The organism is Pseudomonas sp. 18.1.10, from assembly GCF_024655625.1.
Lineage (GTDB): Bacteria > Pseudomonadota > Gammaproteobacteria > Pseudomonadales > Pseudomonadaceae > Aquipseudomonas.
In genome coordinates this window covers 1-15,077 of the sequence record NZ_JANLGL010000148.1, presented here as the reverse complement: position 1 = coordinate 15,077, position 15,077 = coordinate 1, and the positions used below count along the sequence as shown (strand labels likewise).

The 15,077-nt window shown below is 58.4% G+C and carries 11 protein-coding genes; 10 read left to right on the top strand and 1 reads right to left on the bottom strand.

Going from position 1 to position 15,077, the window contains the following annotated elements; genetic code table 11:
• Window positions 1-148: 148 nt before the first annotated feature.
• Entirely contained in the window at window positions 149-1,438 is a 1,290-nt protein-coding gene (gltA, locus tag NUV89_RS21310) for a citrate synthase (RefSeq protein WP_003210575.1), read from the bottom strand.
• Between the two features lie 364 nt (window positions 1,439-1,802).
• On the opposite strand from gltA, the gene sdhC reads away from it, so the two are divergent.
• From sdhC to brnQ, 10 genes are all read left to right on the top strand, one after another.
• Complete coding sequence (gene sdhC, locus NUV89_RS21305; RefSeq protein WP_016979564.1) at window positions 1,803-2,177, top strand: succinate dehydrogenase, cytochrome b556 subunit; 375 nt, start codon at window positions 1,803-1,805, stop codon at window positions 2,175-2,177.
• Window positions 2,171-2,539: a succinate dehydrogenase, hydrophobic membrane anchor protein gene (sdhD, locus tag NUV89_RS21300; protein ID WP_016974690.1), complete on the top strand. Its 369-nt coding sequence runs from the start codon at window positions 2,171-2,173 to the stop codon at window positions 2,537-2,539. Before sdhC ends, sdhD begins: the two co-directional genes overlap by 7 nt.
• 3 nt (window positions 2,540-2,542) lie before the next feature.
• A complete protein-coding gene (gene sdhA, locus NUV89_RS21295) occupies window positions 2,543-4,315 on the top strand; it encodes a succinate dehydrogenase flavoprotein subunit (RefSeq protein ID WP_026136464.1) in 1,773 nt (590 codons plus the stop codon).
• An 11-nt stretch (window positions 4,316-4,326) separates the two neighbouring features.
• A complete protein-coding gene (locus tag NUV89_RS21290; protein WP_003172807.1) occupies window positions 4,327-5,031 on the top strand; it encodes a succinate dehydrogenase iron-sulfur subunit in 705 nt (234 codons plus the stop codon).
• A 261-nt stretch (window positions 5,032-5,292) separates the two neighbouring features.
• Window positions 5,293-8,124, top strand: coding sequence for a 2-oxoglutarate dehydrogenase E1 component (locus NUV89_RS21285; protein WP_257782854.1), 2,832 nt, complete (start codon window positions 5,293-5,295; stop codon window positions 8,122-8,124).
• Window positions 8,125-8,168: 44 nt separating this feature from the next.
• Entirely contained in the window at window positions 8,169-9,389 is a 1,221-nt protein-coding gene (gene odhB, locus NUV89_RS21280) for a 2-oxoglutarate dehydrogenase complex dihydrolipoyllysine-residue succinyltransferase (RefSeq protein ID WP_257782853.1), read from the top strand.
• Window positions 9,390-9,488: 99 nt separating this feature from the next.
• Entirely contained in the window at window positions 9,489-10,925 is a 1,437-nt protein-coding gene (gene lpdA / locus NUV89_RS21275; RefSeq protein ID WP_017734334.1) for a dihydrolipoyl dehydrogenase, read from the top strand.
• A 204-nt stretch (window positions 10,926-11,129) separates the two neighbouring features.
• On the top strand, window positions 11,130-12,296 hold the full coding sequence (gene sucC / locus NUV89_RS21270) for an ADP-forming succinate--CoA ligase subunit beta (RefSeq protein WP_017734333.1): 1,167 nt from the start codon (window positions 11,130-11,132) through the stop codon (window positions 12,294-12,296).
• Window positions 12,296-13,177, top strand: coding sequence for a succinate--CoA ligase subunit alpha (gene sucD, locus NUV89_RS21265; protein WP_003172813.1), 882 nt, complete (start codon window positions 12,296-12,298; stop codon window positions 13,175-13,177). Before sucC ends, sucD begins: the two co-directional genes overlap by 1 nt.
• A gap of 432 nt (window positions 13,178-13,609) precedes the next feature.
• On the top strand, window positions 13,610-14,923 hold the full coding sequence (brnQ, locus tag NUV89_RS21260; protein ID WP_257782852.1) for a branched-chain amino acid transport system II carrier protein: 1,314 nt from the start codon (window positions 13,610-13,612) through the stop codon (window positions 14,921-14,923).
• Window positions 14,924-15,077: the final 154 nt, after the last annotated feature.

The following is a 15,077-nucleotide window of genomic DNA, read 5'->3' as shown; positions in this document are numbered from 1 at the left end:
GACCGCATTCTCATGTTGGAACTCGGTCAAGTGTGGGAGCGGGCTTGCTCGCGAATGCGTCAGATCAGACAAAACAGTTTCTCAATACCTGCACAAACAAAAACGGCCTCCACTAAGGGAGGCCGTTTTCAGTGCAACTAAGCGATGCTTACTTGCGATCTTCCAGCTTGGTGATGTCACGCGACTCGTAGCCGGTGTACAGCTGGCGCGGGCGGCCAATCTTGTACGGGCTGGAGAGCATTTCTTTCCAGTGGGAGATCCAGCCCACGGTCCGCGCCAGGGCGAAGATCACGGTGAACATGCTGGTTGGAATGCCGATCGCCTTGAGGATGATCCCCGAGTAGAAGTCGACGTTCGGGTACAGCGAGCGTTCGATGAAGTACGGGTCGGTCAGGGCGATCTCTTCCAGGCGCATGGCCAGTTCGAGTTGCGGATCGTTCTTGATGCCCAGTTCCTTCAACACTTCGTCGCAAGTCTTTTTCATCACGGTGGCGCGCGGGTCGCGGTTCTTGTAGACCCGGTGACCGAAGCCCATCAACTTGAACGGATCGTTCTTGTCCTTGGCCTTGGCGATGAACTTGTCGATGTTGGACACATCGCCGATTTCATCGAGCATGGTCAATACGGCTTCGTTCGCACCGCCGTGGGCAGGGCCCCACAGTGCAGCGATGCCGGCGGCGATACAGGCGAACGGGTTGGCACCCGAAGAACCTGCCAGGCGCACGGTCGAGGTCGATGCGTTCTGCTCGTGGTCGGCGTGGAGGATGAAGATCTTGTCCATCGCTGCGGCCAGCACCGGGCTGATCGGTTTGATCTCGCACGGGGTGTTGAACATCATGTGCAGGAAGTTTTCCGCGTACGTCAGGTCGTTGCGCGGGTACATCATGGGTTGGCCCATGGAGTACTTGTAAACCATCGCGGCCAGGGTCGGCATCTTGGCAACCAGGCGGATCGCGGAAATTTCGCGATGCTGCGGGTTATTGATGTCGAGGGAGTCGTGATAGAAGGCCGACAGGGCGCCGACCACGCCGCACATGACGGCCATCGGGTGGGCGTCGCGACGGAAGCCGTTGAAGAAGGTCTTCAACTGCTCGTGAACCATGGTGTGGTTCTTCACGGTGCTGACGAACTGGGCTTTCTGCTCGGCTGTTGGCAGTTCGCCATTTAGCAGCAGGTAGCAGGTTTCCAGGTAGTCCGATTGCTCGGCCAGTTGCTCGATCGGGTAGCCGCGATGCAGCAAAATGCCATTATCACCATCGATATAGGTGATCTTCGACTCGCAAGAGGCGGTCGACATGAAGCCTGGGTCGAATGTGAAACGGCCCGTGGCCGTCAGGCCCCGTACGTCGATAACATCGGGACCAACGGTGCCGGTTAAAATGGGCAGCTCGACGGGGGCTGCGCCCTCGATGATCAACTGCGCTTTTTTGTCAGCCATGTGGCCTCCTATTTATGCTTCAAATCATCAGACAGACCCCCCACGCAGGGCCCGCACCACTATATTGATATAAATCCAGATGTCAATTTGCCTAAAGTCTTGCACCAGAAGGCTTTAACCGTACTTTTTCCTCGAAATTGACTGCCATTTACGCCTTTTATACCGCCAGCGCAATCAGCTATTAGGGTGAGGTGCGCGCGTTGTCATTAGTAACCTAACTGTCTATACTCGGCCACCGACCGCCAAGGGCTTTTGGGCTTGCTTTCATTGGGGGTCGCACTCCCTGGGTGGTGCTTACCTGACCAGTGCACCCCCCAACAACTTTGCCCTGATTGTTAGGGGCTCTTCAGTGTGAAAAAAAGCCGTGAATAGCCAACGACCTGTAAACCTAGACCTAAGGACCATCAAACTCCCCATCACCGGCGTTACGTCGTTCCTGCACCGTGTTTCCGGCATCATCCTGTTCCTGGGCTTGGGCATCATGCTTTATGCATTGAGCAAATCCCTGGGTTCCGAGGAAGGTTACGCCGAGGTGAAGGCATGCTTGACCAGCCCGCTGGCCAAGTTCGTAGCATGGGGCCTCCTGTCCGCTCTGCTGTATCACCTGGTAGCCGGTGTGCGCCACTTGATTATGGATGCGGGTATCGGTGAGACGCTGGAAGGCGGCCGCCTGGGCTCGAAAATCATCATCGCCATTTCCGTGGTGCTGATCGTTCTGGCAGGAGTTTGGATATGGTAACCAGCGTTACGAACCTTTCGCGTTCGGGCCTCTATGACTGGATGGCACAACGTGTGTCTGCGGTCGTTCTCGCGGCTTATTTCATTTTCCTGATCGGATACCTCGTCGCAAATCCAGGCATCAGCTATGAGCAATGGCATGGCCTGTTTTCCCACAATGCGATGCGAATCTTCAGTCTGCTGGCCCTGGTAGCCCTGGGCGCACACGCCTGGGTTGGCATGTGGACCATCGCGACTGACTACCTGACGCCAATGGCGCTGGGCAAGTCCGCGACTGCAGTACGTTTTCTCTTCCAGGCAGTCTGCGGCGTCGCGATGTTCGCTTACTTCGTCTGGGGTGTGCAGATTCTTTGGGGTATCTGATTCATGGCTAACATTCCAACTATTTCATTCGACGCCATCATTATTGGTGGCGGCGGTGCCGGCATGCGCGCTGCGCTGCAGCTGGCCCAGGGTGGTCACAAGACTGCCGTGATCACCAAGGTGTTCCCGACCCGTTCCCACACCGTATCGGCCCAGGGTGGCATCACCTGCGCCATCGCTTCCGCCGACCCGAACGATGACTGGCGCTGGCACATGTACGATACCGTCAAGGGTTCCGACTACATCGGTGACCAGGACGCTATCGAATACATGTGTCAGGAAGGCCCGGCTGCGGTGTTCGAGCTGGACCACATGGGTCTGCCGTTCTCCCGTACCGAACAAGGTCGTATCTACCAGCGTCCATTCGGCGGCCAGTCGAAGGATTACGGCAAAGGCGGGCAGGCTGCCCGTACGTGCGCCGCTTCCGACCGTACCGGTCACGCGCTGCTGCACACCCTTTATCAGGGCAACCTGAAAGCCGGTACTACGTTCCTGAACGAGTACTACGCCGTGGACCTGGTGAAGAACGCTGACGGTGCATTCGTTGGTGTGATCGCCATCTGCATCGAAACCGGTGAAACCACCTACATCCGCGCCAAGGCAACTGTGCTGGCGACTGGCGGTGCAGGCCGTATCTACGCGTCGACCACCAACGCCCTGATCAACACCGGTGACGGCGTCGGCATGGCCTTGCGTGCTGGCGTGCCGGTACAAGACATCGAGATGTGGCAGTTCCACCCGACCGGCATCGCCGGCGCCGGTGTACTGGTTACCGAAGGTTGCCGTGGTGAAGGTGGATACCTCATCAACAAGCACGGCGAGCGTTTCATGGAGCGTTATGCTCCGAACGCCAAAGACCTTGCTGGCCGTGACGTAGTAGCCCGTTCGATGGTTAAAGAAATCATCGCCGGCAACGGCTGTGGCCCGAACGGCGACCACGTGATGCTCAAGCTCGACCACCTGGGCGAGGAAGTGCTGCACAGCCGCCTGCCAGGTATCTGCGAACTGTCCAAGACCTTTGCGCACGTTGACCCGGTACTGGCACCAGTGCCAGTAGTTCCAACCTGCCACTACATGATGGGCGGCGTGCCGACCAACATTCATGGCCAGGCGATCACCCAGAACGCCGAAGGCGTGGACGAGATCATCCACGGTCTGTTCGCCGTAGGCGAAGTGGCGTGCGTATCGGTACACGGTGCCAACCGTCTGGGCGGCAACTCGCTGCTCGACCTGGTGGTATTCGGCCGTGCGGCTGGCCTGCACCTGGAAAAAGCGCTGACTGACGGCATCGAATACGATGACGCCACCGACGCCAACATCGAAACCGCCCTGGCGCGCCTGAACGCTCTGAACGAGCGTACTGATGGCGAAGACGTGGCAACCCTGCGTCGCGAGCTGCAAAGCTGCATGCAGAACTACTTCGGTGTGTTCCGTACCGGCGAATACATGCAGAAGGGTATTGCCCAGTTGGCCGACCTGCGTACGCGCATCGCCAACGTCAAGATCAACGATAAGAGCCAGGCGTTCAACACCGCTCGTATCGAAGCCCTTGAGCTGCAAAACCTGCTGGAAGTGGCCGAAGCAACTGCCATCGCTGCCGAGGTTCGTAAAGAATCCCGTGGCGCCCACGCCCGTGAAGACTTTGAAGATCGCGACGACGAAAACTGGTTGTGCCACACCCTGTACTTCCCGGGTGACAAGCGCGTAACCAAGCGTGCCGTGAACTTCTCGCCGAAGACGGTGCCGACGTTTGAACCGAAGATTCGGACTTACTAAGGGTGGCTGCCATGTTGAAAGTCAGTGTTTATCGCTACAACCCTGATCAGGACGCTGCGCCGTTCATGCAGGAATTCCAGGTCGATACCGGTGGTAAAGACCTGATGGTGCTGGATGTATTGGCACTGATCAAAGAGCAGGACGAGGGCTTCTCGTATCGTCGCTCTTGCCGTGAAGGTGTGTGCGGTTCCGACGGCATGAACATCAACGGCAAAAACGGCCTGGCGTGTATCACGCCGCTGTCCGCCGTGGTCAAAGGCAACAAGCTGATCGTTCGTCCACTGCCAGGTTTGCCGGTTATCCGTGACCTGGTCGTCGATATGAGCATCTTCTACAAGCAATACGAGAAAGTTAAGCCGTTCCTGCAGAACGACACGCCGGCTCCGGCCATCGAACGTCTGCAGTCCCCGGAAGAACGTGAGAAGCTTGACGGTCTGTACGAGTGCATCCTGTGCGCTTGCTGCTCGACCTCGTGCCCATCCTTCTGGTGGAACCCGGATAAATTCCTGGGTCCAGCTGCCCTGCTGCAAGCGTACCGCTTCCTGGCAGACAGCCGTGACACCAAGACCTCCGAGCGTCTGGCTTCACTGGATGACCCGTTCAGCGTATTCCGCTGCCGCGGGATCATGAACTGCGTCAACGTATGTCCCAAAGGCCTGAACCCGACTAAGGCCATTGGTCACATCCGTAACATGCTGCTGCAAAGCGGCGTGTAATCGACGTTGTAGCAAAGCAGGACCGTTGTGCCCGTAAATGCTACGGCGCAGGCTTCAACCGGCGCCGTAGTTTTAACTTGAGCAGCGACTTACAAAGCCGCAGCTCTTATTTTGAAGAAATGAGACAAGCAGGGGCATTCGGGTTGGTACCCGAACTATCAGCGTGATCCTAAGTGGCTTGTTTTGGTCGCTGCACTTGGCCTTTTGCAAGCAAACTCGGTGTTTTCGCCGGTGGTGTCCCCAAATCGAGGGTGACCAAGCATGCAAGAAAGCGTGATGCAGCGCATGTGGAACAGCGGCTATCTTTCAGGTGGTAACGCTGCCTATGTGGAAGAGCTTTATGAGCTCTACCTGCACGACCCTAACGCTGTGCCAGAAGAATGGCGCACCAAATTTCAGACGTTGTCTTCAGACGGCAACGCTGCCACCGATGTATCGCACGCAACAATTCGCGATCAATTTGTGCTGCTGGCAAAGAACCAGCGCCGCGCCCAACCGGTTTCCGCCGGCAGCGTGAGCAGTGAGCATGAGAAGAAGCAAGTTGAAGTACTGCGACTGATCCAGGCCTACCGGATGCGCGGCCACCAGGCGGCCCAGCTTGACCCGCTGGGGCTCTGGAAGCGTCCTGCACCTGCTGACCTGTCGATCAATCATTACGGCTTGACCAATGCCGATCTTGATACGACCTTCCGTGCCGGCGACCTGTTCATCGGCAAAGAGGAAGCGAGCCTACGCGAAATTCACGAAGCGTTGCAGCAGACATATTGCCGCACCATTGGCGCCGAGTTCACGCACATCACCGATTCCGAGCAACGCCACTGGTTCCAGCATCGTCTGGAAGGTGTGCGCGGCCGTCCGGTGTTGTCCGCTGACGTACGCAGCCATCTGCTTGAGCGCGTAACCGCTGCCGAAGGCCTGGAAAAATACCTGGGCACCAAATACCCAGGCACCAAGCGTTTCGGCCTGGAAGGCGGCGAAAGCCTGATCCCGATGCTCGACGAGCTGATCCAGCGTTCCGGTTCCTACGGCACCAAGGAAATCGTGATCGGCATGGCTCACCGTGGTCGCCTGAACGTGTTGGTCAACACCTTCGGCAAGAACCCGCGTGAACTGTTCGACGAGTTCGAAGGCAAGAAGAAGGTCGAGCTGGGTTCCGGTGACGTTAAATACCACCAGGGCTTCTCGTCCAACGTGATGACCACCGGCGGTGAAGTTCACCTGGCCATGGCCTTCAACCCATCCCACCTGGAAATCGTTTCTCCAGTGGTCGAGGGTTCGGTCCGTGCGCGCCAGGATCGTCGTAACGACGCTACCGGTGAAAAAGTCCTGCCGATTTCCATCCACGGTGACGCGGCATTCGCCGGTCAAGGCGTGGTCCTGGAAACGTTCCAGATGTCGCAGACCCGCGGCTTCAAGACCGGTGGCACGATTCACATCGTGATCAACAACCAGGTCGGCTTCACCATCAGCAACCCGCTGGACGCGCGCTCTACCGAGTACGCCACCGACGTGGCCAAGATGATCCAGGCGCCGATCCTCCATGTGAATGGCGATGATCCGGAAGCCGTTCTGTTCGTGACCCAACTCGCGATCGACTACCGCATGCAGTTCAAGCGTGACGTGGTGATCGACCTGGTTTGCTACCGCCGTCGCGGTCACAACGAAGCGGATGAGCCTAGCGGCACCCAGCCGTTGATGTACCAGCAGATCACCAAGCAGCGCACCACCCGTGAGCTGTACGCCGAAAGCCTGACCAAGGCCGGCGTGGTTGACGATGCGCGTGTTCAGGCGAAGATCGACGAATACCGCAACGCGCTGGACAACGGTCTGCACGTGGTGAAAAGCCTGGTCAAAGAGCCGAACAAAGAGCTGTTCGTGGACTGGCGTCCGTACCTGGGTCACACCTGGACTGCGCGTCACGACACCTCGTTCGATCTGAAAACCTTGCAGGAACTGTCTGCCAAGCTGCTGGAAATTCCGGAAGGCTTCGTCGTACAGCGCCAGGTTGCGAAGATCTACGAAGACCGTCAGAAGATGCAAGCCGGCGGCCTGCCGATCAACTGGGGTTACGCCGAAACCATGGCGTACGCGACCCTGGCGTTCGAAGGTCACCCGATCCGCATGACCGGCCAGGACATCGGCCGTGGTACGTTCTCGCACCGTCACGCGGTATTGCACAACCAGAAAGACGCGGGCACCTACATCCCGTTGCAGAACCTGTACGAAGGCCAGCCACGTTTCGACCTGTACGATTCGTTCCTGTCCGAAGAAGCCGTACTGGCGTTCGAATACGGCTACTCGACCACCACGCCAAACGCGCTGGTGATCTGGGAAGCCCAGTTCGGCGACTTCGCCAACGGTGCCCAGGTGGTTATCGACCAGTTCATCACCAGCGGCGAGCACAAGTGGGGCCGTCTGTGCGGTCTGACCATGTTGCTGCCACACGGTTATGAAGGTCAGGGCCCAGAGCACTCCTCGGCCCGTCTGGAGCGTTACCTGCAGCTGTGCGCCGAGCACAACATCCAGGTGTGCGTGCCGACGACCCCGGCCCAGATCTATCACTTGCTGCGTCGCCAGGTGATCCGCCCGCTGCGCAAGCCGCTGGTAGTGCTGACCCCGAAATCGCTGTTGCGTCACAAATTGGCCATCTCGACCCTGGAAGATCTGGCCGAAGGCTCGTTCCAGACCGTGATTCCAGAAATCGATGCATTGGATGCAGCCAAGGTGACTCGCCTGGTCCTGTGCAGCGGCAAGGTCTACTACGACCTGCTGGAAAAACGCCGTGCCGAAGGCCGCGAAGACATCGCCATCGTGCGTATCGAGCAGCTTTACCCGTTCCCGGAAGACGACCTGATGGAGGCCATCGCGCCTTACACCAACCTCACCAATGTGGTGTGGTGCCAGGAAGAACCGATGAACCAGGGCGCGTGGTACAGCAGCCAGCATCACCTGCGTCGCAGCATCGGCAACCACAACAAGGCCCTGGGCCTGGAGTACGCCGGTCGTGATGCTTCTGCTGCACCTGCGTGTGGTTATGCGTCGATGCACGCCGAGCAGCAGGAAAAACTGCTGCAAGATGCTTTCACTGTTTAACGCCTTCGCGCTGACTGAAACCGAATTTTAAGGACACACAGATAATGGCTATCGAAATCAAAGCCCCGTCATTCCCGGAATCGGTTGCCGATGGCACCGTTGCCACCTGGCACAAGAAACCAGGCGAGGCCGTCAAGCGTGACGACCTGATCGTCGACATCGAGACCGACAAAGTCGTTCTGGAAGTGTTGGCTGAAGCTGACGGCGTGCTGGGCGCAATCGTGGCTGAAGAGGGCGCTACCGTCCTGTCGAACCAGGTGCTGGGCTCGATCGAAGAGGGCAGCGCTGCTGCCGCTGCTCCAGCCGCTGCTGCACCGGCTGCTTCGGCTCCTGCCGCCGCTCCGGCTGCTGGCGCTGAAGACCCGATCGCTGCTCCAGCCGCGCGTCAACTGGCTGAAGAAAACGGCATCAACCTGGCTTCCATCAAAGGCACCGGCAAAGACGGCCGCGTGACCAAGGAAGACGTGGTTGCTGCTGTTGAATCGAAGAAAAACGCTCCAGCTGCCGCACCTGCCAAGGCTGCTGCCCCGGCCGCCGCTGCACCTGTGTTCGCCGCTGGCGACCGCACCGAGAAGCGCGTACCGATGACCCGCGTGCGTGCCACCGTGGCCAAGCGCCTGGTTGAAGCACAGTCGAACATGGCGATGCTGACCACCTTCAACGAAGTCGACATGACCGAAGTCATGGCCCTGCGTTCGAAGTACAAGGACCTGTTCGAGAAGTCCCACAACGGCGTGCGCCTGGGCTTCATGTCCTTCTTCGTGAAAGCCGCCACCGAAGCGCTGAAACGCTTCCCGGCCGTCAACGCTTCCATCGACGGCGGCGACATCGTTTACCACGGCTACGCTGACGTCGGCGTTGCCGTGTCCAGCGACCGTGGCCTGGTGGTTCCGGTTCTGCGTAACGCCGAGCTGATGAGCCTGGCTGAAATCGAAGGCGGCATCGCCGGCTTCGGCAAGAAAGCCCGTGACGGCAAGCTGACCATCGACGAGATGACCGGCGGTACGTTCACCATCACCAACGGTGGTACTTTCGGTTCGATGATGTCGACCCCGATCGTCAACCCGCCGCAAGCTGCGATCCTGGGCATGCACAACATCATCCAGCGTCCGATGGCCATCAACGGCCAAGTCGTGATTCGCCCGATGATGTACCTGGCACTGTCCTACGATCACCGCCTGATCGATGGTAAAGAAGCCGTGACGTTCCTGGTGACCATCAAGAACCTGCTGGAAGACCCGGCTCGTCTGCTGCTGGATATCTGATATAAGCAGCTGCAAGTTGCGAGCTACAAGCTGCAGGAAAAAGCAGCTTGGCTTGCGGCTTGCGGCTAAAAGCTTGTCGCAAATAGAGGATCTATTTTCATGACACAGAAATTTGACGTCGTAGTGATTGGTGCAGGCCCTGGCGGCTACGTTGCCGCGATCAAGGCCGCACAACTGGGCCTCTCGACTGCTTGCATCGAAAAATACACCGACAAGGAAGGCAAACTGGCTCTGGGCGGTACTTGCCTGAACGTCGGTTGCATTCCTTCCAAGGCGCTGCTGGACAGCTCCTGGAAATTCCACGAAGCCCAAGACGGCTTCGCGATCCACGGCATCAACCATGCTGGCGTGACCATGGACGTGCCAGCAATGGTCGGCCGTAAAGCCAACATCGTTAAAGGCCTGACTTCCGGCGTTGCGACCTTGTTCAAGGCCAACGGCGTGACTTCCCTGCAAGGCCACGGCAAGCTGCTGGCTGGCAAGAAAGTTGAAATCACCAAGCCAGACGGCTCGACCGAAATCATCGAAGCCGAAAACGTGATCCTGGCTCCAGGTTCGCGCCCAATCGACATTCCACCCGCTCCAGTTGATAACAACGTGATCGTTGATTCGACCGGCGCCCTGGAATTCCAGGCTGTACCTAAGCGTCTGGGTGTGATCGGCGCTGGCGTGATCGGTCTGGAACTGGGTTCGGTGTGGTCCCGTCTGGGCGCTGAAGTGACCGTGCTGGAAGCCCTGGACACGTTCCTGCTGGCTGCCGACACCGCTGTCTCCAAAGAAGCGCTGAAAACCCTGACCAAACAAGGTCTGGACATCAAGCTGGGCGCTCGCGTGACCGGCTCGAAAGTCAACGGCGAAGAAGTTGTGGTCAACTACACCGACAAGGATGGCGAAAAAACCATCACTTTCGACAAGCTGATCGTAGCCGTTGGTCGCCGTCCAGTGACCACCGACCTGCTGGCCGCTGACAGCGGCGTGAGCCTCGACGAGCGCGGCTACGTGCACGTTGACGATCACTGCGCAACCTCCGTGCCTGGCGTCTACGCCATCGGTGACGTGGTTCGCGGCATGATGCTGGCGCACAAGGCTTCCGAAGAAGGCATCATGGTTGTCGAGCGCATCAAGGGCCACAAGACCCAGATGAACTACGACCTGATCCCATCGGTTATCTACACCCACCCGGAAATTGCATGGGTCGGTAAGAACGAACAGCAGTTGAAAGCTGAAGGCGTTGAAGTTAACGTCGGCACCTTCCCGTTTGCCGCTTCTGGCCGTGCCATGGCAGCGAACGACACCGGTGGTTTTGTCAAAGTCATCGCTGATGCCAAGACTGACCGCGTATTGGGCGTCCACGTGATTGGCCCGAGCGCTGCAGAACTGGTTCAGCAAGGCGCGATCGGTATGGAATTCGGCACCAGTGCCGAGGACCTGGGCATGATGGTCTTCTCCCATCCGACCCTGTCCGAAGCGTTGCACGAAGCTGCGTTGGCAGTGAATGGCGGCGCCATCCACATCGCCAACCGCAAGAAGCGCTAAGCGAGATAATAAGAAACCACGGCGGAGTTGCCCGTCGTGAGCCTTGCGAGCAAGACTCACCGCGGAATATCCGCTGGACGCAGCCTTGCGCAGCTTTACGGGCCTTGAGCCCCGCAAGTTGCGCAAGCAGCAGTCACAGGTGGCGCGGCACTCATAATGAGCGCAGCGCCGAATGCGCAGTACCTAACGAAGACGGTAAAAAGCATGAATCTTCACGAGTATCAGGGTAAGCAGCTGTTCGCTGAATACGGCCTGCCAGTATCCCAGGGTTTCGCAGTCGACACCCCGGAAGCAGCAGCAGAAGCTTGCGACAAAATCGGTGGTACCGAGTGGGTTGTCAAAGCCCAGGTCCACGCGGGTGGTCGCGGTAAAGCGGGCGGCGTTAAGCTGGTTCGCAGCAAAGAAGACGCCAAGGCCTTCGCACAGCAGTGGCTGGGCAAGCGTCTGGTGACTTACCAGACTGATGCCAATGGCCAGCCAGTCACCAAGATCCTGGTTGAATCGTGCACTGATATCGCTAAAGAGCTGTACCTGGGCGCTGTCGTTGACCGTTCGAGCCGTCGCATCGTGTTCATGGCTTCCACCGAAGGTGGCGTGGACATCGAGAAGATCGCCCATGACACCCCAGAAAAAATTCTGAAAGCCACTATCGATCCACTGGTTGGCGCTCAGCCATTCCAGGGTCGCGAGCTGGCTTTCCAGCTGGGTCTGGAAGGCAAGCAAGTTGCCCAGTTCGCCAAGATCTTCGTAGGTCTGGCCAAACTGTTCCAGGATCACGATCTGGCCCTGCTGGAAGTGAACCCGCTGGTAATCAAGGCTGACGGCGACCTGCATTGCCTCGACGCCAAGATCAACATCGACGCTAACGCCATGTACCGTCAGCCTAAGCTGAAGACTTTCCACGATCCGTCGCAAGACGATCCGCGCGAAGCGCACGCTGCCAAGTTCGAACTGAACTACGTAGCCCTGGAAGGTAACATCGGTTGCATGGTCAACGGTGCTGGCCTGGCCATGGGTACCATGGACATCGTCAACCTGCATGGCGGCAAACCAGCCAACTTCCTCGACGTGGGCGGTGGTGCTACCAAAGAACGCGTAACCGAAGCCTTCAAGATCATCCTGTCCGACTCCAACGTCGCTGCAGTACTGGTCAACATCTTCGGCGGCATCGTTCGTTGCGACATGATTGCCGAAGGCATCATCGGTGCAGTGAAAGAAGTCGGCGTGAAAATCCCGGTTGTTGTTCGCCTTGAAGGCAACAACGCTGAACTGGGCGCTAAAGTACTGGCAGAAAGCGGTTTGAACATCATCGCGGCTACCAGCCTGACCGACGCTGCTCAACAAGTTGTTAAAGCTGCGGAGGGCAAATAATGAGCGTCCTGATCAATAAAGACACCAAAGTTATCTGCCAGGGCATTACCGGTTCCCAAGGTAGTTTCCACACCCAGCAAGCCATCGAATACGGCACCAAGATGGTTGGCGGCGTAACTCCAGGCAAAGGCGGCACCGAGCACCTGGGCCTGCCAGTGTTCAACACCGTGAAAGATGCTGTAGCTGCCACTGGCGCCACCGCCAGCGTGATCTACGTTCCAGCTCCTTTCTGCAAGGACTCGATCCTGGAAGCAGCTTTCGGCGGCATCAAGCTGATCGTTTGCATCACCGAAGGCATTCCTACCCTGGACATGCTGGACGCTAAAGTTAAGTGCGACGAGCTGGGTGTTGTCCTGATCGGCCCTAACTGCCCAGGCGTGATCACTCCAGGCGAATGCAAGATCGGCATCATGCCAGGTCACATTCACTTGCCAGGTAAAGTCGGTATCGTTTCCCGTTCCGGCACCCTGACCTACGAAGCTGTGAAGCAGACCACTGACGCCGGTTTCGGTCAGTCGACTTGCGTCGGCATCGGCGGTGACCCGATCCCAGGTTCGAACTTCATCGACATCCTGAAACTGTTCCAGGAAGACCCGAAGACCGAAGCGATCGTGATGATCGGTGAGATCGGCGGTTCGGCTGAAGAAGAAGCGGCTGCCTACATCAAGGCACACGTGACCAAGCCGGTTGTTTCCTACATCGCTGGTGTGACTGCCCCTGCTGGCAAGCGCATGGGCCATGCTGGCGCAATCATCTCTGGCGGCAAAGGCACTGCAGACGAGAAATTCGCTGCTCTGCAAGACGCAGGCGTTAAAACCGTGCGTTCGCTGGCAGACATCGGCAAGGCCCTGGCCGAGCTGACCGGTTGGGCTGTCAAGTAAGCCTCGCGCTTAGCTGACGCTTTACCAAGCAAAGGCCACCTTCGGGTGGCCTTTGTGCTTTCTGGGTTTGCCCATTTTTTGGGGTATCTACTCGGTCAAATGTGGGAGCTGGCTTGCCTGCGATAGCGGTGTGTCAGCCAGCACATTTGGCACAGACAGATCGCTATCGCAGGCAAGCCAGCTCCCACAGTGGAATGTATTGCCACGTTAAGTATGAAAACGCGACATTCAGATGTCGCTTATCGGACAGTTCGCCCCGCAACAGTGCGTTCGTCAGCCAAATTCTGTAACCTAGCCGCCTCTTTATGCGTGTGCCTCCCAAAAGGAAGCCCCGCGCTAGACCGGTCGGCCCCCATCAGGGCTGGCAGTATTTCCCTCATCCACAGGGAATCCCTCTCTAAATTCCGATTCAGTAGTGTGGTATTTCCCGAAATGAAAGTGTTGAAAAGCCAGGACATCCTGGCGTTGGGCTTTATGACCTTTGCCCTGTTCGTGGGCGCCGGCAACATCATCTTCCCGCCTATCGTTGGTTTGCAGTCCGGGCCTCATGTCTGGATGGCAGCGCTGGGCTTTCTGATCACCGCAGTGGGTTTGCCGGTGGTCACCGTGATCGCCCTGGCCAAGGTTGGCGGCGGTATGGACGCGTTGAGCAGCCCGATCGGCAAGATCGCCGGTGGCCTGCTCGCGGCGGCGGCGTATCTGGCGGTAGGGCCGCTGTTCGCCACCCCGCGTACCGCGACCGTGTCCTTTGAAGTGGGCCTGGCGCCGCTGACCGGCGAAAGCCCGCTGGCGCTGTTCCTCTACAGCTCGGTGTACTTCCTGGTGGTGTTCTTCGTTTCCCTGTATCCAGGTCGACTCCTGGATACCGTGGGGCGCTTCCTCGCCCCACTGAAGATCATCGCCTTGGCGATCCTCGGTATCGCTGCATTTGCCTTGCCGGCCGGTGAAGTGGGTGTCGCTACCCCTGAATACGTGGCCGCACCGTTTTCCCAAGGCTTTATCCAGGGCTACCTGACCATGGATACCCTGGGCGCCCTGGTGTTTGGCATCGTGATCGTCAATGCCATCCGCTCCCGTGGCGTCGAGTCGCCCAAGCTCATCACCCGTTACGCCATCATTGCGGGCTTGATTGCCGGCGTGGGCCTGGCCCTGGTGTACTTCAGCCTGTTCCGCCTAGGCTCGGGCAGCCATGCCGTTGCCGCCGGCGCGAGCAACGGCGCAGCGGTGCTCCATGCTTACGTGCAGCACACCTTCGGCTCCCTGGGCAGCGGCTTCCTGGCCGTCTTGATCTCCCTGGCGTGCCTGGTCACTGCCGTGGGCCTGACCTGCGCCTGCGCCGAGTACTTTAGCCGTGTCCTGCCGCTGTCCTACAAGACGCTGGTGGTGATTTTGGCGCTGTTCTCGCTGTTCGTGTCCAACCTGGGCCTGACCAAGCTGATCGCGTTCTCGATCCCAGTACTGACGGCGATCTACCCGCCGTGCATCGTGCTGGTGGCCCTGAGCTTCTGCAAAGACTTCTGGAATGAACAGGGCCGCATTGTTGGCCCGGTGATGCTGGTGTCGTTCATCTTTGGCTGCATCGATGCGCTCAAAGGTGCTGGCCTGGCCGACTGGATGCCGTCGCAATTGGCGCACCTGCCGCTGAGCGAGCAGGGCCTGGCGTGGCTGGTGCCGTCGGTAATGACCCTGGTGGTGGCGTTTGGGGTTGATCTTCTGCTTGGCAAGCGTAGCGAAGCGATCGCTTGATCGGCTAAAGGCTCTACCGAAATGCCCCGTATCAATCGATACGGGGCATTTTTTGTATTTGTGAGGCTACAACCCTCTAGAGTTGTAACGCGGTAGGTGTGGGAGCGGGCTTGCTCGCGAAAGCGGTGTACCAGTCACCGAATATGTTGACTGG